Raw genomic sequence first — 24,315 nt, forward strand, 5'->3', positions numbered from 1 at the left:
CCTAAAAAGATGGAGGTCATTCCGTGTACAATCGATGAAGGGAGCCATGGAAATGAAGATAAGCAAACAAAATGCAGAACATTATCGTTGGGCTGAAATTTGTGATGGGTGGCATTTAGCTAAAAATCAAGAATTAAGCATTATACATGAACGAATGCCAATAAATACTTCGGAAATAAAGCACCTTCATCAAAATGCTCGCCAATTTTTCTTTGTCCTATCGGGTACAGCAACTTTGGAAATGGATGATAAAGAAATTATCTTAAATCATCATGAGGGCATCGAGGTTCCCCCTCTGACACCACACCAAATGTTGAATAAGTCAAAAGAAGAAATTGAATTTTTGGTCATTTCTCAGCCGAATAGTAAAGGAGATAGGATCCTAGTAGAGTGAATGAAGACGGATAGGCTAGCTCAATAACCGCCTTTTCACGAAGGCGGTTGTCTGATGGCCAAATAACAACATTAGGATGAACATAGCCAAAATGAAAAAGCTTCCGGAGCTGCTATCATCGAGCGTGCTATCAAACCGAATGGGTGCTGAGATGGACATGAAAAACCGCCTGACAATCCGGATCAAGGAGTTCGGTCAGGCGGTATCTTGGAGTCCATCCAGACGCGGTGTGAAACCACTCTCAAGCAGCCGCAGGGGGCTTCTCTTCTGCGGCCGGCGATCTCAACAATCGCCCAGCTCGAAGTCTACCTCGAAGGTTCGCTTCCACGGAAGGGACGCTTCTTCGATGCGGAACGGAGGCGAGACGATAGCCGATAGATAGCGGTCATAGAAGGCGGAGAGCTTGGACGCGAGCAGGGCGTACAATTCTCGTTCCCCCTCCTCGGCGGTGCGCTCATTGATCTCGTTATGGCCGAGCAGATGCCCGAGGTTGATCTCCGCCCGGATGTTCGATTGGTAGCCCCAATCCTCCAGGAGCCGATAGACGAGGAACTGCTTGCTCTTGCGGAGGCGCTGCGGCGAATCCTCCTCGGGACGGCTCGCATAATACGAAGCGATGACGGCATGGGCGACCACGGTTCCCATGGCGTTCCCGGAAGTATTCCAGCCCGCATAGGCACTGAGGAGGGAGAGCCCGCCCGTCTGAGCGAGCAGCTGCATCAGCGGCTCATCGGCGCCGTTGGCGGTGGCGACATCCGCCAGCGCGACGAATTTCCCTTTGACCGCATAGGTGTGAACGGCCTTGACGAACTCGGGCAGATTCACTTCGGAGAAATAAGCGCGGTGACGCTCGGGATAGCGATGGTTGGATTCCGCCGCTTCCGCTTGGCTTACCGGAGGCGAATTGACCATCAGCACGAAGTCGGCTTCGACGGAAGAATCGGCCATAAAGCCGCCGGATGCGGTCAGATGCGCCTTGATGCTTTCATTCAAGCTGCGGTCTTCGTACCGGGGGAGAATGAAGGGGCCGTTCGTGGAAGAATAGCGCACATACGCTTCGGGCGTATATCCCTTCTGCTCGCAGAAGACTCGGGCCAGCAGGGTACAGCCGATCTCGTCCGCCCCCGGATAGATGAGCACTCGATCCATCAGTCGGTTGGCCTCGACTTCGAACAGCAGCCTGCGCTGCTCCATGGAGGTGAAGCCGTAGCGGGAGTTATCGTCAAGGGGAATGACGAGATGATCGAGAATGCCTTCCTGGACGAGCCGGATGCAATGTTCATTGACCCCGGCATTGATTAAGCGGCGTCCGGTGAAGTCAGTCAGCACAGCTTCGGGAATCGCCTTCCGGATGGCGGCGTATTCCTCCGATTCGTCGGCAGACAGCGTCTCCCGCTCGCCCTTGTCGAGCAGCCAGCCGTAGCGGTGCAGAGAGGCGCCATACTGATCGTAATAGTCCGGCTCCTCGTCGCTTCCGTTGTAGGCGGGAGCCCGCATGATCAGGTTGAAGGCGTAGATACGCAAGGCTGGATTCGCCGCCTTGCAGCGAGCGAGCGCCTCGATGCGATCCTCGCATTCTCCCGCGGAGAGGGAATGGAGGCGGGACGGCACGATGCCTCCGTACACCAGCATGTCGATCGATACGATCAGATGAGAGGCATCCCTGGTCGCTTCAAGCAGCCATTCCGTCAATCGCGCATGATCGGCGGGCTGCTTCTTTCGCCCGAGCAGCGCCGTCGGGGGAGCGACGAGCGGCAGGCTGCCGAGCTCCGCCAGCATTTGCGGGTACTTGAAGTTGCAGGGGCGTTCGTCCAGCGGCAAATATACGATGGTTCCCATTCATTCAGCCTCCTCGTTCCTCATTTGCCCCCTATCATAGCACAAGAATGAATAATTGGAGATAATATTCTTTTTGGTGAGAAAAAATAAAATTTAGTTCTTTAAAATGCCTGACCCAGGTGATATGATGGTCGCAGAATCAAGAATTCGAAGAATAACGATTAGAGAAATGGGGATGCCCATGAGTAAGGTCGGCAAGCCGATGAATTCATCCAGCACGCTCTTGATGATCGCGAGTATTTACAATTCCCTGTCCAAAGCGGAGAAGAAGGTGGCGGATGCCGTTCTTGACGATCCGGAATATGCGGTCATGGCTACAATTACAGATCTTGCCGAGAAAGCAAAGGTAGGAGAAACCTCCGTCATTCGGTTCTGCCGCAAAGTGGGATATGGAGGCTATCACGAATTCAAGCTGTCTGTGGCTCAGGATTTGGTCAACGTTCCATCCTACATCGACGAAGAGATCGGGGAAGCCGATGACGACGAGGTAATCGCCCACAAGCTGACGCAGAATCATACCAAGCTGCTCGACAAGACGCTGGAGCTGATCAGCTTTGCCAAGGTGAGAGAAACGGTTGAGGCGCTTGCCGCCGCAAATCGGGTGTTCATCTACGGGGTAGGCTCCTCAGGCATTACCGCACTTGACGCGCATTACCGATTCATGAGGCTCGGGCTTTCTGTAGAGGTTCAGCGGGACGCCCATATCTTGGCGATGTCCGCCGCGTTGGTGAAGCCGGGCGACGTCGTCCTTGGAATATCGGTATCCGGCAGCACGAAGGATTTGGTGGATGCCATGAAGAAGGCGAAGCAGAACGGTGCGACCATCATCTGCTTGACCTGCCACGCCAAATCGCCGATCACCAATTATGCCGATATCGTCCTGCTCGTTCCCTCGAAGGAGATGCCGTTTCAAGGCGGAGCGCTCTCGACCAAGATCGCCCAGGTTCATCTCATCGACATCATCTCTACGCTGCTTATGCGGAAAAAGAAGGACTCCGCGTACGCCGCCATTCGCAAGACGGCCGATGCCGTGGCTGACAAGCTGTACTAAGAAGGGTTGCCGCAAGGGGTTGACGGTAGTATCCATACGGACGATGAGGGGGAACAAGAGATGGCAAAGAAACGAGTAGGGGTAATTGGCATTGGGTCGATCGCGCACATGTTCCATTTGGAGAATTACCGCAATCATCCCGATGTGGAGCTTGTCGCCGTTGCCGATACCGACAAGGAGAGGGCGGACAAGGCGGCGGCTGATTTCGACGTGCCCCGGGCTTACGGCTCGGCGGAGGAGATGTTTGCTTCCGAGGAGCTGGATGCGGTCAGCATCTGCACCTTTAACCAATCTCATGTTCCTCTGGCGCTGCTTGCGCTGAAGCATGGAGTCGATGTGCTGCTGGAGAAGCCGATGGCGATGAACGTGGAAGAGGCGCTTTCTCTGAAGGGAGCGGCTGCCGAGTCGGGCCGAGTGGTCATGGTGGGAATGAGCCACCGCTATCGGAATGATGCCCAAGTGATCCATGCCGCGGTGCAGAACGGGGAGCTTGGGGAGATCTATTTTGCCAAAACACGCATTCTCAGGCGGCGGGGAGTCCCCCTTGGCTGGTTTACTGCTTCCGAGTATTCCGGCGGCGGACCGATGATGGATATCGGTGTGCATGTGCTCGATTTGGCTTGGTGGTTGATGGGCTGTCCCGAGCCGGACAAGGTCGTGGGCAAGCTGTTTCACAAGATTGCCCCTTATGAGACGGATGGAGTATCCGGCTATGTCGCTTATTCGCACGAGAACAAGGAAGAGGGAGTCTATGACGTCGAGGACCTCGGTACAGCTTATATCCTCTTCAAAAATGGAGCCGTGCTGACGGTGGAAGCGAGCTGGGCCGTGAACGGAAGCCAGGATGACGCGGTAAAAGTAGACCTGTTCGGTTCCAAGGGAGGGGCGTCTCTGGAGCCGCTTGTCCTGTTCAAGGATACGGCCGGACTTTCCGTGGAGCACAAGCTGGAGGTGCCGAGCGGGGATTTCTACAAGAAGGAGATCGACCATTTCGTTCAATGCGTCATAAGCGGCCGCACGCCTCTGTCCGATGTGCCTCAGGGGACGGAGGTCATCCGCATGCTGGAAGCCATTCGGGTCTCCTCGGAGACGAATGACATCGTCAAACTATGATTGTGTGAGTAAATATAACATCATATGGTTTTGTTGAGACACTCGTTTCGTTTCGAAACGGGTGTCTTTTTATCTCTTTTTGGACGAAGCATGCCGTTTCTTGCCAAAACCATTGATGAACTAGGAGGAAATTGGATATAAATACCCGTTTTTTCGAAAATGGAGGATAAATTTATTTTTAATAAATAAAAAAGAAATAATCTCTTTACAATCTCCCACCCCCTTACTATAATGAGGTCAGAAACACTGACATGGATTCAAAAATTCATGAAGAGGCGGGGAGACGATGATCAAACAAACCGGCAAGAGAAAGTTCCTTTCACTCGGAGTATCGGTCTTGGTTCTTGCGCTTGCGCTGGCCGGCTGTGGCGGTTCGGACGGCAAATCGAGCAGCTCGGCGGCACCCAGCGGGAGTGCGGCACCGGCAAAGACGGAGCGCACGAAGGTATCGGTATGGTACCTGTGGGGCGGCGCAGAAGGCGAAGTGGTGGAACAACTGATCAAACGCTTCAATGAGAGCCAGGACAAGTACACGGTTGAAGGCTTGTCCGTACCGGACGAGCAGAAGATCAAGGTGGCCATTGCCGGAGGGAACGGCCCCGACATCACCGACTCCTTCGCCGAGAATGTGGCGCAGTATGCCGAAGAAGGCATCGCACTTGAGCTGGACAGCCTGATTGAACGCGACGGCTACGATCTGACGGATTTCATCCCCGCTTCCCTTGAGCAAGGCAAATACAACGGCAAATACTACGCTTTGCCGCTGAACACGACGGTATACGGCCTGTTCTACAACAAGAAGCTGTTGGCGGACGCCGGCTATACAGAGCCTCCGAAGACGAGCAAGGAGCTGTATGAGATGGCCGTCAAGCTGACGAAGACCAACTCCGACGGCACGATCAGCGTCTTGGGTTACCCGGTCTATCCGAACTTCAGCTTCCAGCAGCTGGCGTACGGCTTCGGCGGCGAGCTGGTCTCGGCGGACGGCAAGACGGCGCTGATCGACAGCGAGCCGAACCGCTTGGCCCTGCAAGGCGTGTATGACTACACCAAGCAATTTGGCATTGACAACATCAAGAAAGTGCAGGCTTCCGGCAAGTGGCTCGATCCGAACGATCCGTTCATGAAGGGTGAGCAGGCCTTCCGCATCGACGGTCCGTGGCTGTCTACCTTCATGAAGAACAACAACATCTCCCTGGATTACGGTCTTGCTCCGCTTCCCTATGCGGAAGGCCATCCCGAACTGGAGGGGAGCGGACTGAACGGAAGCTCCATCTTCTACATCGCCAATAACGCCAAGAACAAAGAAGGAGCTTGGGAGTTCATGAAGTTCATGTATTCCTCGGAGGAGCTGGCCACCTTCATGAGCGGAATGGGGAACATCCCGGCCCGGACTTCATCGATGGCAAGCCCGCTGTTCAGCAACATCGCCGACGCTCCCACCTTCATCGAATTCTCCAAGAGCAAGAACGTCAAATCGATGCCGAACATTCGCGCTTTGAACGACATCCAGAACAAGGTGATCAAGGAAGAGTTCGAGGCCATGTACAACATGAGGCAGACGCCCGACGAAACCATCAAGAAGATGCAGGACCGGATTCAAGGTCTGCTGAAATAAGAGGCCTGTGAGCAAGAGGCGGCCCGATCCTTGAGGGGCGGGCCCTCCCGGATGACGACCGGGAGGCCGCCCGTCCGGGTTGCTCAAGGCTTAACCCGGCCGATTCCGCGCTGGAAGGAAGGCGACCATGAGAAGAAAAACAAATTTGACGGGGCTGCTGTTCGCAGCGCCATTCCTCATCGGATTTTTGCTGTTTACGCTGTACCCGACCGGAGCATCGCTGGTCTACAGCTTCAGTGATTTCAATCTGTTCAAGCCTCTCAAATGGGTAGGGTTCGCGAATTACGAATGGATTTTTAAGGAGAGGGAAGTTTGGAAGAGCATCAAAAATACGCTCTATATGGTCATAATCGCGACACCCATCACGTTGTTCTGCGGCCTTATGACCGCGCTCTTGCTCAACATGAAGGTTCGTGGACAATCCGTCTTCCGCACCTTGTTCTATATTCCGTCCATCGTGCCGGTCATCGCATCCTCGCTGGTCTGGATGTGGGTGCTGAACCCACAAAGCGGTTTGATCAACTCGGTGTTGAAGACGATCGGCGTGAATGGGCCGAACTGGCTGCTCGATTCCGGCTGGACGAAGCCCTCGCTCATTCTCATGCTGGCCTGGAGCTCTGGCGGAGTCATGATCATCTTCCTGGCTGCTCTGCAGGACGTATCCAAAAGCCTGTATGAAGCGGCAGACATCGACGGGGCGAATACGCTCCGCAAATTCTTTCATGTGACATTGCCGAGCATCTCCCCGATTATTCTTTTTCAGCTGATCATGAGCTTGATTACGTACTTTCAATTTTTCGCTCAAGCCTTTATGCTCGCTTCGCTCACGGCCTCCGGTCCGGACCAGACGATGGCGGGACCCGAGAAATCGCTGCTGTTCTATGCGATCCTGCTCTACCGTGAGGCGTTCGTCGATTTCCGCATGGGACACGCAAGCGCCATGGCATGGGTGCTGTTCCTCTTGACCGCGTTGGTCACGTGGATTGTGTTCATCACTTCCAAAAAATGGGTCACCTATGGAGGGGAGTAAACCATGACTTGGGTTAGACAAAAGCTGATCCCCTACACGCTGCTGGTATTGTTCAGCATCATCTTTGCGGCTCCGCTCCTGTGGTTGATCTCGACCTCTCTCAAGAAGCAATCGGAGCTGTTCGCGAATCCGCCCGTGTTCATTCCTCGTTCTCCGCAATGGGGGAATTACGCCGACGTATTCAAGACCATCGACTTCTTTCGCTTGACCGGCAATACGCTGCTCGTCTCGGTGCTGGTCGTGATCGGCGTCTTGATCTCGGCTCCCCTGGCTGCTTACGCCTGCTCGCACATCGATTGGTTCGGGAAGAAACCGCTGTTCGCTTTGGTCATGGCGACCATGATGCTCCCTTATCAGGTGACGATGGTTCCGCTGTATGTCATCTTCAACAAAATGCATTTGATCGGCAGCTATGTTCCACTGGTTCTCCCGGCTTTCCTGGCTGCGGGCGCTGGCTATTACATCTTTCTCATGCGGCAGTTTTTCTTGACGCTGCCTCACTCGCTCGTTCAGGCGGCGCGAATAGACGGAGCTTCGGAAGCGCGGATCTATGTTCAGATTATCTTTCCGCTCTGCCGTCCGGTGGTCGCGACGGTCGGGGTCATGACCTTCCTTGCGACCTGGTCGGATTTTCTCGGTCCGCTGCTGTATCTGAACGATCAGAAGAGGTATACGCTTTCGCTCGGTCTGTATGCGTTCATGCAAACCCACTATATTCAGTGGGAGCAGTTGATGGCGGCGAGCGCGATGTTCACCGTTCCGATCATCATCCTGTTCTTTTTTGCGCAGAAGCAATTTATCGAGGGGATCGCCCTCACGGGTATTAAAGCCTGAAGAAGAAGGAAGCCAGGATAGAGGGGAGCGTACTTATGTCGGGACTGCCCAATAAAATCGGCGTCATTGTCGACAGCTTCGGCCTCGGGCTGCAGGAGGGACTTCTGAAAGCCAGAGAGGTCGGAGCGGAAGGCGTCCAGCTCTATGCGGTCGAGGGGGAAATGGCGCCTGAGCATCTCGATCCGGCGGCGAGACGGGCGTTGAAAAAGAAAATCGGATCGTTCGGTCTTGATGTATCGGCGCTGGTCGGTGATCTCGGCGGCCACGGCTTTCAGGACCATCGGGCCAATCCGGAGAAGGTGGCTCGTACGAAGGCGATTCTCGATCTTGCTCTGGATCTCGGCTGTACGATCGTCACTACGCATATCGGCATTGTGCCCGAGAAGGACAGTCCCGTCTATCGGGTCATGCAGGAGGCCTGCGGACAACTGAACCGGTATGCGCGGGCGCAGGGCGGCTCCTTTGCTATTGAAACCGGACCGGAGACGGCGGCGCATCTGAAGGAATTTCTCGATTCGCTGTCAGACGGCGGAGTGGCGGTCAATTACGATCCGGCCAATCTGGTGATGGTGACCGGGGACGATCCGGTCCAAGGCGTGCATACCTTGAAAGACTATATCGTTCATACCCATGTAAAGGACGGCGTCCGTTACCAAGAGGTCGATCCCCGGGAGGTCTACGGGGCGCTCGGATATGAGCCGATGGATCACGGGCGAATTGCCGAAATGGTCGCTTCCGGAACGCTGTTCCGGGAAACCCCACTCGGGGATGGAAAGGTCGATTTCACCGAGTACTTCCGCGCTTTGCAGGAGATCGGCTACACCGGGTACCTGACCATTGAGCGGGAGGTCGGCGGAAAGCCGGAAGAAGACATCCGCAAAGCCGTCGAATTTATTAAGCGGTATCGATGAGGTGGGAGAACATGACAGCATTGATGAAGAGGGGGATTATCGTCTCCTGCCAAGCCCTGCCGGGCGAGCCTTTGCATGGCGGAGACACCATGCTCAAGATGGCGGCTGCCGCATACCAGGGCGGAGCCGTAGGAATACGGGCTAACGGCCCGGAGGATATCGCCATGATCAAGCGGGAGATCCCGCTTCCGGTCATCGGCTTGTTTAAACGGACCCAAGAGGGCTCCGATGTGTTCATTACGCCAACGCGAGCGGAGGTGATAGCCGTCATCGAGGCGGGAGCCGACATCGTCGCGATGGATGTGACCGACCGTGAGAACCGGCTTGAGCAGGTCAAGGAGCTGCTGGCTTGCATCCATGCAGCCGGACGGCTCGCGATGGCGGACATCTCCACCTTCGAAGAAGGAATTGCCGCAGAGAAGCTGGGTTTCGATTACGTCTCCACGACGTTATCCGGATACACCCCCTACAGTCCGCAGCAAAACGGGCCGGATTTGGCGCTGGTCAAGCGATTGGCGGGAGCGCTCACCGTTCCGCTCTTTATGGAAGGAAAGGTTGCTCGTCCCGAGGAAGCTCTGCAGGCGCTGGACGCCGGAGCGAAGTATGTCGTCGTGGGCAGTGCGATCACGCGGCCGAAATGGATCACCGAAACCTATACGTCGGCGGTATCGAGTTGGCTCAATCAATCCGAAGCGGAGGGTGCCCCAAAACGATGAAAACAAGCCTGAGCATATGGAGCGTACACAAAAGCGTCTATGCAGAGGAAATGGATAATGCCGCTTTTATCGAGTTTGCGGCGGAGGCGGGAGCGCAGGGAGTCGAGCTGCTGAGCATCTTCTGGAAGGAGGATGGACAGGAGGCGGAGCGGATTGCCGCCGCGCTTGAGCGCACGGGCCTTGCGCTCGCCTGCTTCAGCGCCTGCAACAATCTCGCCGTAACGGGAGAAGAGCGGCGCAGAGCGGAGGTGAGCGATATCATCGCCTCGGTGGATCGGGCCGCTCTTTTCGGCGCTAAGGTTGTTCGTGTCTTCTCCGGCGATAAAGAGGAGTCGGTCACCTATGAGGCTGCCAAGGGCTGGATCGTCGAAGGGTTGATCGTGGCGGCGGCTTACGCCGAGTCGAAGGGAATTACGCTCTGCCTGGAGAACCACGGCTTGTTTGCCGGCAAGGCGGAGCAGGTTCTTGAGGTCATCCGCGAGGTGGGGTCCGCTTCTCTGAAGAGCACCTTCGACACCGGCAACTTCCTGTTGGTGGATGAGAATCCGAGCGAGGCGGTCGTCAAGCTGAAGGATCGGATCGCCCATGTGCATTTGAAAGACTTCGCTCCTGTGGAGGAAGGGCAAGTAGGCACCTTCTATACCTCCCTTGGAGGCAAACGCTTTTCCGGGCAAGTGCCGGGCGAAGGGGTGGTCGATCTGCCCTTCATCCTGGGTGAGCTTCGAGATCACGGATACGCCGGCTGGCTTTCCGTCGAATATGAAGGAGACGAGGAGCAGAAGGAAGGCTCCAAGCGTTCCATCGAGCATTTAAGCGCCATTTTGCAGCACCTTTAACCGGATGGTCGGATGGTCGGATGGTCGGATAGCCGGACGGCCGGATATGGATCGGAAAACAACGCAAGCACCCGGTTTTGGACAGATTCAGGCAGAGGAAATGAGGGGTTGCGGTGCAGGATGCTTTCAATGAAGGGGCCGTCGCCATCGGCGTTGACATCGGCGGGACCAAGATAAGAGCCGGTCTCGTTCGGCGAGACGGAGCGGTGCTGAAGGAATTGACCCTGCCCGCCTTAGCGGAGAAGCGGCGGGTGATGGATCAGGTGTTCCTCGCGATCAACACGCTTCGTATGTATGGGGAGGAAACCGGAAGCGGAACCTTGGCCGGGATCGGCGTCGGGAGCGCAGGGCAGATTGATTTCGAGCGGGGGTCCGTTCATTTTGCCAGTGATCTGATTCCGGGGTACACGGGCATGCCGATTCGCGAGCTCATCGAGAAGAAGTATGCTCTTCCGGTATACGTAGACAACGATGTCAATGTAATGGCGCTGGCGGAGCACGAGCTTGGGGCGGGCAAGGGCTGCCGCCATCTCGTGTGCCTTGCGCTTGGCACCGGAGTCGGCGGCGCCGTCATTACGGACAATCGGCTGCTGCATGGAGCTCGCGGCGGTGCCGGGGAGATCGGGCATCTCTCGGTTGATCTGCACGGTCCTCGCTGCATCTGCGGAAACCGGGGTTGCGTGGAGGTGTACGCCTCCGGAACCTCGATTGCCGGACGTTATCGGGAGGAGATCGCGGCGCAGGACAGAGCTCTAATGAAGGAAGCCCCGGCGGACACGCGGCAGATTGTCACCCGCTGGTTGGATGGCGAGCCAGCGGCGGGGAAGGTGATGGAGGATGCTATCGCTGCGCTCGGATCGGCGGTGACCAGCCTCATTCATGTCTTTAACCCGCAAGCGGTAATCATCGGCGGCGGACTTGCGGAGATCGGTGAGCCGTTGTTTGCACCGCTGCGTCAGCGGGTGGAAGCAACCGCTATGGCCTCGATGCGGCAGGAGGTGCGGATCCTGCCTGCCGAGCTGGGAGGGGGAAGCAACATGATTGGCGCAGCTCTACAGGTATGGGTGTATGGTCGTGAGAGGGCCGCTGCGGCAGCGGCAAACGCGAATGAGGTTTGAGTGCGTTAACCTGTTGTGCTTCCCTGGCGATAGGATAATAAAAACGGACAGAACTCTGCTAGAGGGTTCTGTCCGTTTCCATTGTTACGGCTCCAGTCCCCAGACCAGAGAGCCGTTCAGGTAGACGGTCGCCTTGACCCAATCGGCATACGCCGTCTTCGTGGCATCGCGCGAGTAGTCGTCGGCTTCGTTGAAGTTCGACCAGTCCGCTTTGCTTACGCGCGCCTGGATATCACCGGTTTGGCCTCCGGCGGGAATCGTCCCGCCCGTGAAGCTGACCTCCAGGTACGTATCCGCACCAGAAGCCGAAGCGGTACCGAAGGAGGTCTTCACCAAGCTGTTTCCGATCGCGGCCCAGTCGATCCAGGCGTTCAGCGATTGATTGCTATCCTTGGTGAAATAATAGCGGATTTTCACGCCGGTGAGATCGACGGCGGTTGTGCCAGTGTTCTTCAGGTTGAAGTGGGGCTTGAGCTGATTATCCGTTGCATTCGCGTCAGGCGTCCGGTATTGCAGGACGAGCGAGCCTGCCGTGGGAACCCGCGGAATCGCCACCACCTGGGCGGAGTTACCGGACTCTCCGTTGGTGTTAACGGCGCTGATCACGTAGTAATAAGCGGTGTCGTTAACGAGGCCGGAGTCCGTGTAGGTGGTACCGGAGGTGACCGTAGCGATCGTGGTGTAAGCGCCGGTGCTGGTGGCGGCCCGCTTCACCTTGTAGCTCGCGGCTCCGCTTGACGGCGACCAGGCCAGTGTCACCTTGCCATCACTCGGCGTCGCCGTTACACCGGTCGGGGTCGCGGGTGCCTGGGTGGCAGCTTCGACGAGAGCCCAGTAAGCCGGCTTGGACTGCAGGCGCTCGTCGAACAAGAGCGGCCAATTGTTGCGGTTCACCGGATAAGTGCGCAGCCAGCTGTTTCCGTCGTCCTTGCCCCAGAAGGTGACACTGGTGATTTGGTCCTTGTGCCGGCGGAAAATATCAAACAGCTGCTTGTACCGAGTCGCTTGGATTTGAGCGGCGCTGGCAGGCAGGGTGTCGTACTTCAAGGTCGAGTTCGGATAGATGTCGATGTCGAGCTCTGTCACATGCTGCTCCAGACCGAGCGCAGCGAATTTGACGATGGAATTCTCGATTTCGGACATCGAGGGCCAATCGTTGCGGATGTGGGTTTGGTGGCCGATTCCGGTTACCGGAATTCCTTTGGCCTGAAGGCGGGTGATGAGGTTGTAGAGCGCCTGACTTTTGCCGGATTCGTGCGTGTTGTAGTCGTTGATGAACAGCTTAGCGGCGGGATCGGCTTCATGCGCGTACTGGAACGCCTTCTCAATGTACTCCTGACCGGCGATCTGGTACCAGAGGCTGCGGCGCAGGCCGTCCGATTGCGAAGAGTCGATGACTTCGTTCACCACATCCCAGGCGCTAATGATTCCTTTGTAGCGGCCGACGACGGTTTTGATGTGGTTCTCCATACGCGCGAACAGAACATCCTTGGTGACCAGATTGCCGCTCGCATCGTAGAACACCCAGTTCGGTGTCTGATTGTGCCAGACCAGCGTATGGCCCCGCACGGCTTGTCCGTTCTGGACGGCAAAGTTGACGGCGGCGTCGGCCTGAGCGAAGGAGAAGGTATTCTCCGCAGGCTCCGTGCTATCCCATTTCAACACATTGCCGGGAGTCAGGCTGTTGAAATGTTTGACGAGCAGCTGGCGGTCGGGTTCGCTTGCCAGCTCGAAGTTCTCAAAGGCGGCGCCGATGGGGAAGTCCGTTGCGAACACATCCTTTAGATTGGGGATGGTGGGCTCGATCACGATCGGTCCGGCGTCCGGCTTTTGCTCCATGCGGAAGTCGTCAAGGTACAGGCCTTGCGAAGCGCTGCCTGGTATCTCGAAATAGACGGACAAGTTGCTGGCGGCTTCCCGCAGCTTGTACTCGGCTGAGAGCTGCACCCAGCTTCCGGCGGAGGCGGCAGCCGTAGTCATCTGCTCGTAATGTACGGTATCCGTCGTGGTCCGCTGCATGGTCATCGTCACATTGATGCCGGAGGAATTGGCGGGAAGCTTGACCCATCCGGAAAAGACATACGTCTGGCCGACGCTCATCTGAGTGGTTACATCGAGGGTCGGGCCGTGCCAGGTCTTGGTGCGTCCGGCGACGACAAGTCCGGCAGTCCCGCTGTGAGCGGCGGCCGGATCCGCGCTGAGCAGCTCGACTCCTCCGCGTCCGGCCCAGCCCTGGGTGGTGCCGTCCTCAAAATCGGTCGAGAGGAGAAGCGTATTTTCAGCGTGGGCGGGAGAAAGCGATACGAAAGGAATGCTCAGGCATAGGATCAAGAATAATAGAAGCGCTTTCATAGATTTGCGTGAATGAACGGAAGAGGACATGGTTTTATTAACTCCTTTCGATTAATGGAGTATCGGCGGTCGCCTTTCTGCTGCTGAGAAGCGCGACCTTTCTGGTAAACGCTTTCAACAACGCGCTTGAAAAAAGAGCATTCAACGGATGCCGAGTGAATAGTGAGCGATTGCCACACCTCCTTTGCCGACTGAGACGCAAGCGGGGTTCCACGCTCCTCTCTATGCCATATTTGATATCTAATACCATATTATGGTAAATTCACTTGGCTTGTCCATAGGTATTCAGAAGTGCCACGTCAAGCGGCGGGGACGTAAACGGGTCGCTTTGTCGGGATTATTGTCGATGTTTTGCACGCGAAGAACCCCTTTTGGACATCTCACCTCAACGCATGGACGATTTCACCTCCCGAGCTTTGTGACGGATTGTATATCTGGACGAGCCGATCTTCTTTACTGTGGAAGAGAACGAGGGAAGAGAGGGGGATTCATTCATGAGGGCCAAGGACATTCTGTATTTCACCGCAGTTGGCATTCGCACGATTGTTACGCGCCGGAGTAAGCCAATTCTAGGTACGATCATTCTGACGGACGACTGCAACTTAAGCTGCCTTCACTGCGCGGTTCATCACCGAAAAAATGTGCACTACCCCTATCTCGACATTGTGGGGGAGATGGAGCGCTTTTACGCGGAGGGAATCCGCATTCTCTTCTTTTGCGGCGGAGAGACGATGCTTTGGCAGGATGGAGACCGAACGGTGGGCGATCTCGTCCGGGTTGCGAAACGGATGGGTTTTCTCTTGGTAAACATCGTGACGAACGGGACGCTTGGTCTTTCCGTTCCCGAAGCCGATGTCATCTTTCTCAGTCTGGACGGGATGAGGGAGGGGCACAACCGCATTCGCGGAAACACCTTTGACCGAATCATGGAGCAAGCCGCTCGTGCGCCGGGTGGGAACATCTGCGTGTACATGGCCATCAATCGGCTCAACCGGGGTGAAGTGGAGGAACTTGCCCGCTTTGTCCGGGATCACCCTGCTCTGAACTCGATTTCGTTCAATTTTCATACTCCTTATGCCGGAACGGAGGAGTTGGCTCTGAGCCGGGAAGAAACCGTTGAGACGGTCGGGGTGATCAAACGGCTGATCCGGGAGGGATATCCGGTATTCAACCTGTATTCCGCTCTCGATCACTTCATCGCCGGAAGCTGGTCAAGGCCTTGCGGCATGTGCATCGTATCCGAGAACAATCGCCGGTATGTCTGTGGACGCTGTATAGAGGAGGAAGGACTGTGCGAGCGCTGCGGTTATTTGTTTGCCGTGGAATTCTCGCTTTTGTTCCGAGGGAACTTGCCGGTCATTATCGATGTGGTGCGAACCTATCTGAAATATGCCTAGTACGCTGCCAAGCAATCGCCCGAAGTTCGGACTTGTTTGAAAACACGCTATAAGAAAGCAGGGCTTAGCCATGATTACCACGATGCTGCGGGTGCTGCTGACCCGATCCTTCCAGCCGATAGCATTTGAAAAGCCGATCTCCTCTTCGGAACCGGTATGGGGCGAAGAAACGGCCCCGGTCGGCCTCTATGTCCATATCCCATTTTGCCGGGAGCTGTGCCCGTTTTGTCCGTATCAGAAGGTTGCCTATGATTCTATAAAGGCAGAGGAGTTCGTCAAAGCACTCCTTGCAGAGATTCGAATGTCGGCTGCCTTAGAAGGGCGCCGCCTGAAGATATCCAGTGTTTATTTCGGCGGAGGAACACCTGCTCTTCTACTGGAGAAGCTAGGATCAATCCTTGAAGCGATCGACGAAGGCTATGAACGGACCGGCGAATGCGGGATCGAGCTTCACCCCTCCGATGTTACCCCGGAGGCTTTGAACCAGCTTAGGCAGATGGGGTTTACTATGGTCAGCCTCGGCATTCAATCGTTCCAGCCGCGCTGTCTGAACGTTCTGGGGCGTGCGGACAAGGCTGGAGCAGAACGGGTTCGACTTGCGGCAACCGCTGGCTTTCGAACCATCGATGTGGATCTCATCTTTGGGATGCAGGGGCAGACGGAGGAGGAGCTGATCGCCGATTTCCGCATCGCTTGCGAGATGGGGGCGACTCAGATTTCGACCTATCCCTTCATTGACTTTTCTTATGCGCACAATCGGACGAAGCCTCTCGGTCACGGATCGAAGAGAAAGCTTCTTGCCTGTCTAAACATGCAGGCAGACAGGAGCGGCTGGGAGCGCACTTCCGTCTGGACCTTTGCCCGTCGGAATACGCCGAAGTACTCCTCCATTACCCGGGATCTCTTTCGGGGCTTTGGACCGAGCGCTGTGACGCTGACTCGGACAAGTTTTTGTGTGAATACCTTTTCTGTGGATGAATACATAAAAGCGATGAGCAAGGAGCAGTCGGTCGCCGCCTTGGAGCTCCGCTTCACCAAAAGGCTGCGGGCCTTATATTGGCTATTCTGGAGCGCGTATACCTTAAAGCTCGATGGGCGGGCGTTCCAAGCGTTGAATGGGCGGTCTCTGGAGGAGATGTTCCCGGTGGAGTTGAGACTCGCCCGGCTTGCGGGCTTGATCAGGAGAGCAGGGGTCGATTATCGGCTAACTCGGCGCGGTGCGGCCCTCTACCACAGGCTAGAGCAAGTTTATACGCACGGATATATCGACAAGACGTGGAAGGCGGCGCGCGAAGATCCGTGGCCGTCCTCGATCCGCTTGCATTGATCCGCTCTCTCGCAAGCGCTCTCGCGCCGTTTGACAGAAGAAGAGAGAGTGTGTAGATTTAGAGATAACTTGATGGTTTACCGGTTTAAAGCGATGAACAAAAAAGAAGGTTGACGATCGGGCGAGGATTAGCTAAGATGGACTTACGATAAATCGCATAGGAATACTTGGAATTGAGAACAGCCGCTTTTCCGATCCGCCTCATTCTAACGAATCCATTGGAGGGAATGACCGATGACTCAGGAAAGACAGCTTCAACCGGAGACGCTTGCCGTCCATGCCGGACAGGTAATTGACCCTGTGACGAACTCCCGCGCCGTCCCGCTCTATCAAACCACTTCTTATGCGTTCAACAGCACGGAGCATGCCGCCAATCTGTTTGGCTTGAAGGAATTTGGCAACATTTATACCCGGCTCATGAACCCGACGACGGATGTGTTCGAGAAGCGCGTTGCCGCGCTGGAAGGCGGGGTTGGGGCACTCGCGACCGCTTCCGGGCAGGCGGCCATCTCGCTCGCCATCTTCAACATCGCCGGAGCGGGAGATGAGGTCGTCTCCTCGACGAGCCTGTACGGCGGCACCTACAACCTGTTCTCGACCACCTTGCCGAAGCTCGGAATCAACGTCAAATTCGTCGATTCCTCTGACCCAGAGAACTTCCGCGCCGCCATCACGGAGAAGACCAAGGCCTTGTATGCGGAGACGATCGGCAATCCGAAGGGGGATGTCCTCGATATCGAAGCGGTGGCGAAGATCGCCCATGAGAACGGAGTACCGCTCATCGTGGACAATACGTTCCCGAGTCCTTATCTACTCCGGCCGATCGAACATGGAGCCGACATTGTCGTGCATTCCGCCACGAAGTTTATCGGCGGCCATGGTACCTCCATTGGCGGCGTCATTGTCGATGGCGGCAAGTTCGACTGGAAGGCGAGCGGCAACTACCCCGGCCTCACGGAGCCGGATGCCAGCTACCACGGCGTCGTCTACACGGATGCGGTCGGCCCACTCGCTTATATCATCAAGGCTCGCGTCCAAGGGCTGCGCGATCTTGGTGCATCCATCTCACCGTTCAACTCCTTCCTCCTCCTGCAGGGGCTGGAAACGCTGCATCTGCGGATGGAGCGGCACAGCGAGAATGCCCTGAAGGTGGCGCGCTATCTGGAAGAGCATGATGCAGTGGAATCGGTCAGCTACGCTGGGCTGCCATCCCACTCCTCCTATGAGCTAGCGAAGAAGTACCTCCCCAAAGGGCAGGGGGCCATCCTCACCTTTGAGATCAAGGGGGGAGTGGAAGCAGGGAAGAAGCTGATCGAATCGGTGAAGCTGTTCTCTCACCTGGCGAATGTGGGCGATTCGAAGTCGCTGATCATTCACCCGGCCAGCACGACCCACCAGCAACTGAACGAAGAGGAGCAGACATCGACCGGGGTTACCCCGGGGCTTGTCCGGCTCTCCATCGGAACGGAGAACATCGACGATATTCTCTACGACCTGGAGCAAGCGATTCAAGCGAGCCAGAAGTAACTCCTCGATCATCGAAGCGGATTGGAATACAAGCAACCTGAATACAAGTTAACCCAAATACAAATAACCCTCTTGCCGGCACGGATTCCCGTGCCGGTTTTGTTATGCTTACTGGCGAGAACAAAAGTTTCCTTGGGGAAAGATTAGTTAGTCGGCATATCAATTTTACTAGAAATCGCTTACAAATTAATTTATTTTATGTTCATTTTATTGAAAATGGGGAAGAATGATCATGAACAAGCGAGCCTAAAAACGTGTTGACGGGTAAAATGGATGGTGTTATGATGATAAACGATTAGTCGGCTAACTATTTAGTAGGGAGGGGGATGCAACTTTGTTTAATGAAGAACGAAGGGATTCGCTCTACCACCTGTTCTCACAGATTATTCGGCTGCACTTCATGCGGGTGCACGCCCACCTGGAAAAGATCGGGCTCTATCCGGGTCAGCACCCGGTTCTTTTTATTTTGAAGCATCATAAAGAGGGGCTCAGCCAGCGCGAGCTGGCCGATCACATGAAGATCAAACCGGCGACCATAACGGTTATGCTGAAAAGGCTGGAGAACGCGCAGGTGGTGACGCGTCGGCCCGATCCGGTGGATCAGCGGATAACCCGCGTATACCTGACGGAGAAGGGGCTCGCATTAACCGGTGAGATGGAGCAGGCCTTGATGGAAATCGATCGAGAATTATTCAGCCATATTACGGTGGAGGAACAGGCTTTGCTCCGCAGGTTGTTTATGCAGATGCGGGATAATCTAATAGAAGCAAACAAAAAGAGTGGAGATGAGGCACGTTGTTAAAACTGTTTCGAAATTTGAAGCCTTATACGACTCCGATCGCGATCGTCCTGATTCTGGTCCTCATGCAATCGCTGGCGGAATTGTACCTGCCCACGCTGATGTCCGACATCGTGGACAAGGGAATCGTGCACAACGACAACCCCTACATCTGGAGGATCGGCGGGTTTATGCTGCTGATCGCATTCGTCAGCATGATCTGTGCCGTCGTGTCGAACTACCTGTCGGCCAAGGTTGGCGTCGGGTTTGGACGGGATTTGCGCAACAAAGTATTTGCACACGTGGAAAATTATTCGCTGCGCGAGTTCGACAAGATCGGTACGGCGTCGCTCATCACCCGTACGACCAACGACATCACCCAGATCCAGAACATCACGATCATGATCATGCGGATGATGATCAGCGCTCCGATGATGTGTATCGGCGGCATCATCATGGCGTTGAACAAGGACACAACGCTCTCCTGGGTCATCGTGGTGGTCATTCCGATCCTGGCCCTCGCCATCTACGCCATCGCTGGGTCGGCCATGCCGTACTTTAAGGCCATGCAAAAGAAAATCGATAAAATCAACCTCGTCGTGCGTGAGGAACTCACCGGTATTCGCGTCATTCGGGCATTCAACCGCACCGAACATGAGAAGAAGCGCTTCACGGAAGCGAACGCGGATCTCACCGATACCGCGATTAAGGTCAACAAGATCATGGCCTTCATGATGCCGATCATGATGATCGTCATGAACCTCACCACCATCGCCATCATCTGGTTCGGCGGCATTCGCATCGATGAAGGCAACATGCAGGTCGGGAGCCTGATGGCTTTCCTTCAGTACGTCATGCAAATCATGTTCTCTCTCATCATGGTATCCATGATGTTCGTAATGCTTCCGCGGGCATCCGCGTCCGCAGTCCGGATTAATGAAGTGCTCGACACGGTGAGCGACATCAACGACCCGGCAACGAATGCTCCCGAGCACAAACACGGTTATGTAGAATTCGACAACGTCACCTTCAGCTTCCCGGGAGCGGAGCAGCCGGCGGTGCGAGGGATCACCTTCTCGGCCGGGCCGGGGGAAACGACCGCCATCATCGGCGGGACCGGCTCTGGGAAGTCGACCATCATCAACCTCATTCCCCGCTTTTACGACGTTCAGAGCGGAAGTGTCCGGGTTAACGGAGTGGATGTCAGGGAGATCAGCCAAGAATTTCTCCGTTCTAAGGTCGGCTACGTGCCGCAAAAAGCTGTGCTCTTTACCGGAACCATCTCGGAAAATATCCGTTACGGCAAAGAAGACGCTACGGACGAGGAAGTGCGCCATGCGGCAGAGGTTGCTCAGGCGACCGACTTCATCGGCGAGATGAAAGAAGGCTACGACTCCGTGATCTCCCAAGGGGGGACCAACGTATCGGGCGGTCAAAAACAGCGCTTATCCATTGCCCGGGCGCTTGTTCGGAAGCCCGAAATTTATATCTTCGACGACAGCTTCTCCGCGCTTGACTTCAAGACGGACGCCAAGCTGCGCCAAGCTTTGAAGGGCGAGACGGCCGACGCTACGGTCCTGATCGTCGCCCAGCGGGTCAGCACCGTCATGGACGCCGACCGCATCATCGTGCTCGACGAAGGCGAAGTGGCCGGAATCGGCACGCACAAAGAACTGATGAGCACCTGTGAGGTCTACCGGGAAATCGTATCCTCTCAGCTGTCCGAGGAGGAGATCGCATGAGTGAACAAAAAGCCAGTCAACGGCCCCAACGCGGTCCCGGAGGCGGTCATGGCGGCCCCCCCATGGGCAGACCCGTCGAAAAGGCCAAGGATTTCAAAGGTACGATGAAACGGCTTGTCCGTTATCTGAAACCCCAGCGGGCCAAACTGCTGACGGTCTTCGTCATGGCGATTCTGAGCACCGTCTTCAGCATTGTCAGCCCGAAGGTCATGGGCAGAGCCACCACCAAGCTGTTCGAGGGCGTTATGGCCAAGATGAAAGGAGTTCCGGGAGCTGAAATTGACTTCACTTACATCTCCCACATCATCTTCATTCTGATCGGACTCTATGTCCTGAGCTCCCTGTTCATGTATGTCACTCAGTATGTCATGGCTGGCGTGTCGCAGAAGGTCGTCTACGACCTGCGGGAAGAGGTCAACCACAAGCTGAACCGGTTGCCGCTTAAATACTTCGACGCCCGGACTCACGGTGAGATCCTCAGCCGGGTTACGAACGACGTAGACAACATCGCGAACACACTGCAGCAAAGTTTGACTCAGCTCATCACGTCGGTCTTCACACTGATCGGGATCATCGTCATGATGCTGACCATCAGTCCGTGGATGACCCTGATCGCCTTCGTCACCTTGCCGGCATCGGCTTATGTTGCGAAGACCATCGCATCCAAGTCTCAGCACTACTTCAAGGATCAACAGAGGGAGCTTGGCGAACTGAACGGCCATGTCGAGGAAATGTATACCGGTCACAACATTGTGAAAGCCTTCGGCCGGGAAAAGGAATCGCTCGACAAGTTCCATGAAGTCAACGACAGGCTATACGATGCGGGCTGGAAGGCTCAATTCATTTCTGGACTCATCTTCCCCATCCTTGGGTTCGTCAACAACATCGGGTACGTGCTCGTCTGTGTAGTCGGCGGCCTGTTTGTTACTCACGGACGGATTACGGTTGGCGATATTCAAGCCTTCATTCAATATTCGCGTCAATTCACGCAGCCGATCGTGCAAACCGCGAACATCGCGAACATCCTGCAGTCGACGGTCGCTTCCGCGGAGCGGGTGTTCGAGGTTCTCGACGAGCAAGAGGAAGAACCGGAACAGGCGAATGCCAAACCGCTCGCCAATCCGGAAGGCAATGTGAAGTTCGATCACGTCCGCTTCGGCTACAAGGAAGGACAGACGTTGATCAGCGACATGAACATCGAGGTCTCGCAGGGGCAGACCATCGCCATCGTCGGACCGACCGGCGCCGGCAAGACCACATTGGTCAATCTGCTGATGCGCTTCTACGAAATCAACGAAGGCAAGATAACGGTCGACGGTAAGGATATCCGCGACCTGAAACGCGGCGATCTGCGCAGCCTGTTCGGAATGGTGCTTCAGGATACGTGGCTGTTCAACGGAACGATCCGGGACAACATCGCGTATGGCAAAGAAGGCGTCACCGAGACCGACATCGTTCGAGCAGCAAAGGCGGCTCATGCCGATCACTTCATCCGGACGCTGCCGGAAGGGTATAACACCGTGCTGAACGAAGAGGCGTCGAACATCTCCCAAGGGCAAAAGCAACTGCTCACCATCGCCCGCGCCATTCTCGCTGATCCGGCGATCCTGATCCTGGACGAAGCGACGAGCAGCGTCGATACCCGTACGGAAGTGCACATTCAGGCGGCCATGAGCCGGTTGATGGAAGGAAGAACGAGCTTCGTCATCGCCCACCGGCTCTCCACGATTCGGAATGCCGATCTCATTCTCGTCATGAATCACGGCGACGTGATCGAAAAGGGCTCGCACATCGAGCTGATGCAGCAGGGCGGCTTCTACGCCGACCTCTACAACAGCCAGTTTACGGGCAGAAACACCGAAAAAGAAATCGTTTGAGTGTAGGCGAATCAATCATGACAGTTTAAGGCCGGCGCCTTGTGCGTCGGCTTTTTCCTATCTTGCAATATCTTGCTCCATGCGGGTCTCAGTGTCTTCGGATTGGAATGGCAGGAAGGCGCTTCGTATCATCATCATGGTTGCGCTTCCGAGCATTTGTCGATACGATAGAAGGCAGTCAACGGAGTTCGGTGCGGCTTTCTACTGCCTTATGTGTATAGGGGGCCTGTCAGGGCGAGGCGGGTTGTCCTAGGTTCGAGAGGGAGGAGGGCAGCCGCAGATGGACCCGTGAAAGGCAGGTTTTATATTCGTTCATGTGGCGGAATCGGAATGTCTGGATTGTGTTAACGGGGGAATTTATCGCAGGGCTCGGCTTATGGACGGCGACCATCGCCAACCTGGAGTTTATGCAGCGGTTGGTTCCTTCGGATTTTTTGAAGTCGGTGATCTTGTTTGTCGGCTTGTTCGCCGGGGTCCTCCTCGGCCCATTGGCCGGGCGGATCATCGATACGACCCGCAAGAAGACCGTGCTTCTTTATGCCGGGATCGGTCGGCTCTTGAGCCTCGGGCTCATGTTTATTGCCCTCGCTACCGATTCCATCGCTTGGATGGTCGCCTTCATGATCGCTTTGCAGATTGCCGCGGCTTTTTTTTTCCCGGCGCTGCAAGCGGTCCTTCCGATCATCGTGCCGGAGAAGCAACTGATCACGCTGAACGGAGCGCATATGAATGCTTCCACCTTGTCCCGTATTCTAGGAACGGCGCTGGCGGGAATCATGCTGACCGTGATGAGTCTCACCGATTTATATCTAGTTTCGGTAGCGGGCTATGCCTTCCTGGTGGTGGCGACCTTCTTCCTTCATACTGAGGAAGAAGAGAAGGGGCTGCATGTGGCCAAGTCTCGTCAGACGCGTGAAGGCTCAGAAGAGGGAACTCGGAAGGAAGCCTCAAGCAAGCCGGACAAGAGCGGCTTCAAGGAAATGATTCCGCTTCTTAAAGGAATGCCGATGGTTGCCATGCTGTTGCTCCTCGCGGTGATTCCGACCCTGTTCATCGGCGGTTTCAATCTGATGGTCATCGGAGTAAGCGAGCTTCAGCACGATTCCACCATCAAGGGGATCTTGTATGCGGCAGAGGGAACCAGCTTTATCGTCGGAGCCTTCCTCGTGAAACGGCTGTCCTCGAACGGCCCGCTGCTCCGTCGGCTGCTGCTTTTTGCTTTTCTCGTTGCGATCGCGCATCTGTCGCTTTTCTTCGGCGATTCCAAGCCGTTTGCCATTGCGTCCTTCGCCCTGTTCGGGTTTTCGGCGGGCTGCTTCTATCCGCTCATCGCCGCTTACTTTCAAACAGAGGTTCCCCGCGAGTACCATGGCCGGTTCTTCTCGTTTCGCAATATGCTCGACCGGGTATTGACTCAGGTCATCCTGCTGTCCACCGGCTTCTTCCTTGACACCATTGGGCTGCAGTGGATGGCAGTCGTCTTCGGAAGCCTATCGATGCTGATGGTCCTGACCGCGACCCGCTTCTCCCGTCGCTTTTTTGGTAAAGGATCAAGCCAGCAGGTCGAAATCGATATCCAGTAGCGAGATAGCCCGCAATCAAGCTCGCAAGGGTCCTTCTCGATCGGATTATGTAACTCCACGTTTCTGCCTCCGAACCCCATCCGGGGTTCGGGTAGACGAGTATAATCTAACGGAACCGGCAGCCGTTAATAAGCTAAAAAAGGTGTTTTTTTTAATCTGACGGAAATGGATGCAGCTATTTGACTAACTTTGGGGTGAATATCGGCAATTGCCCCCCATTAGTCGCGTATATCTCCGTTGGAATTTCAAACCCTGCCTAATCGATGAAATAG

The 24,315-nt window shown here is 55.5% G+C and carries 19 protein-coding genes; 17 read left to right on the forward strand and 2 right to left on the reverse strand.

Annotated features, from left to right (window positions below; genetic code table 11):
- Nucleotides 1-52: 52 nt before the first annotated feature.
- Nucleotides 53-394: a cupin domain-containing protein gene (locus tag BN2684_RS04005; RefSeq protein ID WP_058301008.1), complete on the forward strand. Its 342-nt coding sequence runs from the start codon at nt 53-55 to the stop codon at nt 392-394.
- 282 nt (nt 395-676) lie between these two features.
- Here the strand turns inward: BN2684_RS04005 and BN2684_RS04010 are convergent, their stop codons facing one another.
- The gene (locus tag BN2684_RS04010; RefSeq protein WP_058300877.1) at nt 677-2,233 is read right to left on the reverse strand and encodes a DUF4127 family protein; all 1,557 of its coding nucleotides are present in this window, start codon (nt 2,231-2,233) and stop codon (nt 677-679) included.
- A 181-nt stretch (nt 2,234-2,414) separates the two neighbouring features.
- On the opposite strand from BN2684_RS04010, the gene BN2684_RS04015 reads away from it, so the two are divergent.
- The 9 genes from BN2684_RS04015 to BN2684_RS04055 all read left to right on the forward strand — a co-directional run bounded on the left by BN2684_RS04015 (nt 2,415) and on the right by BN2684_RS04055 (nt 11,460).
- Entirely contained in the window at nt 2,415-3,284 is an 870-nt protein-coding gene (locus BN2684_RS04015; RefSeq protein ID WP_058301009.1) for a MurR/RpiR family transcriptional regulator, read from the forward strand.
- Between the two features lie 60 nt (nt 3,285-3,344).
- Entirely contained in the window at nt 3,345-4,397 is a 1,053-nt protein-coding gene (locus BN2684_RS04020; protein WP_058300878.1) for a Gfo/Idh/MocA family protein, read from the forward strand.
- Between the two features lie 286 nt (nt 4,398-4,683).
- On the forward strand, nt 4,684-6,015 hold the full coding sequence (locus BN2684_RS04025; RefSeq protein ID WP_058300879.1) for an ABC transporter substrate-binding protein: 1,332 nt from the start codon (nt 4,684-4,686) through the stop codon (nt 6,013-6,015).
- Nucleotides 6,016-6,142: 127 nt separating this feature from the next.
- Complete coding sequence (locus BN2684_RS04030) at nt 6,143-7,045, forward strand: carbohydrate ABC transporter permease (protein ID WP_058300880.1); 903 nt, start codon at nt 6,143-6,145, stop codon at nt 7,043-7,045.
- A 3-nt stretch (nt 7,046-7,048) separates the two neighbouring features.
- Nucleotides 7,049-7,879: a carbohydrate ABC transporter permease gene (locus BN2684_RS04035; RefSeq protein ID WP_058300881.1), complete on the forward strand. Its 831-nt coding sequence runs from the start codon at nt 7,049-7,051 to the stop codon at nt 7,877-7,879.
- Nucleotides 7,880-7,914: 35 nt separating this feature from the next.
- Nucleotides 7,915-8,790 carry a sugar phosphate isomerase/epimerase family protein gene (locus BN2684_RS04040; protein ID WP_058300882.1) on the forward strand — a complete coding sequence of 292 codons (876 nt, stop codon included), beginning with the start codon at nt 7,915-7,917 and terminating at the stop codon, nt 8,788-8,790.
- Between the two features lie 11 nt (nt 8,791-8,801).
- The gene (locus tag BN2684_RS04045; protein WP_234340150.1) at nt 8,802-9,506 is read left to right on the forward strand and encodes an N-acetylmannosamine-6-phosphate 2-epimerase; all 705 of its coding nucleotides are present in this window, start codon (nt 8,802-8,804) and stop codon (nt 9,504-9,506) included.
- Nucleotides 9,503-10,342 (forward strand): sugar phosphate isomerase/epimerase family protein, encoded by an 840-nt coding sequence (locus tag BN2684_RS04050; protein WP_058300884.1) that lies wholly within the window; start codon nt 9,503-9,505, stop codon nt 10,340-10,342. The genes BN2684_RS04045 and BN2684_RS04050 overlap by 4 nt, the downstream gene beginning before the upstream one ends.
- Before the next feature lie 113 nt (nt 10,343-10,455).
- On the forward strand, nt 10,456-11,460 hold the full coding sequence (locus BN2684_RS04055; protein ID WP_058300885.1) for an ROK family protein: 1,005 nt from the start codon (nt 10,456-10,458) through the stop codon (nt 11,458-11,460).
- A gap of 84 nt (nt 11,461-11,544) precedes the next feature.
- Here the strand turns inward: BN2684_RS04055 and BN2684_RS04060 are convergent, their stop codons facing one another.
- Nucleotides 11,545-13,842, reverse strand: coding sequence for an endo-1,4-beta-xylanase (locus BN2684_RS04060; RefSeq protein WP_058300886.1), 2,298 nt, complete (start codon nt 13,840-13,842; stop codon nt 11,545-11,547).
- Nucleotides 13,843-14,306: 464 nt separating this feature from the next.
- On the opposite strand from BN2684_RS04060, the gene BN2684_RS04065 reads away from it, so the two are divergent.
- From BN2684_RS04065 to BN2684_RS04095, 7 genes are all read left to right on the forward strand, one after another.
- The gene (locus BN2684_RS04065; RefSeq protein ID WP_058300887.1) at nt 14,307-15,209 is read left to right on the forward strand and encodes a radical SAM protein; all 903 of its coding nucleotides are present in this window, start codon (nt 14,307-14,309) and stop codon (nt 15,207-15,209) included.
- Nucleotides 15,210-15,279: 70 nt separating this feature from the next.
- Nucleotides 15,280-16,536, forward strand: a complete 1,257-nt coding sequence (locus tag BN2684_RS04070) for a radical SAM protein (RefSeq protein WP_058300888.1) — start codon at nt 15,280-15,282, stop codon at nt 16,534-16,536.
- A 234-nt stretch (nt 16,537-16,770) separates the two neighbouring features.
- Complete coding sequence (locus BN2684_RS04075; RefSeq protein ID WP_058300889.1) at nt 16,771-18,063, forward strand: homocysteine synthase; 1,293 nt, start codon at nt 16,771-16,773, stop codon at nt 18,061-18,063.
- 334 nt (nt 18,064-18,397) lie between these two features.
- Nucleotides 18,398-18,865: a MarR family winged helix-turn-helix transcriptional regulator gene (locus tag BN2684_RS04080; protein WP_058300890.1), complete on the forward strand. Its 468-nt coding sequence runs from the start codon at nt 18,398-18,400 to the stop codon at nt 18,863-18,865.
- Nucleotides 18,859-20,583, forward strand: a complete 1,725-nt coding sequence (locus tag BN2684_RS04085) for an ABC transporter ATP-binding protein (RefSeq protein ID WP_058300891.1) — start codon at nt 18,859-18,861, stop codon at nt 20,581-20,583. Before BN2684_RS04080 ends, BN2684_RS04085 begins: the two co-directional genes overlap by 7 nt.
- Nucleotides 20,580-22,460, forward strand: a complete 1,881-nt coding sequence (locus BN2684_RS04090; RefSeq protein ID WP_058300892.1) for an ABC transporter ATP-binding protein — start codon at nt 20,580-20,582, stop codon at nt 22,458-22,460. Before BN2684_RS04085 ends, BN2684_RS04090 begins: the two co-directional genes overlap by 4 nt.
- A 314-nt stretch (nt 22,461-22,774) precedes the next feature.
- Nucleotides 22,775-24,043: an MFS transporter gene (locus BN2684_RS04095; protein WP_058300893.1), complete on the forward strand. Its 1,269-nt coding sequence runs from the start codon at nt 22,775-22,777 to the stop codon at nt 24,041-24,043.
- Nucleotides 24,044-24,315: the final 272 nt, after the last annotated feature.

The sequence above is a fragment of the Gorillibacterium timonense genome (assembly GCF_001457415.1).
Taxonomy (GTDB): domain Bacteria; phylum Bacillota; class Bacilli; order Paenibacillales; family NBRC-103111; genus Gorillibacterium; species Gorillibacterium timonense.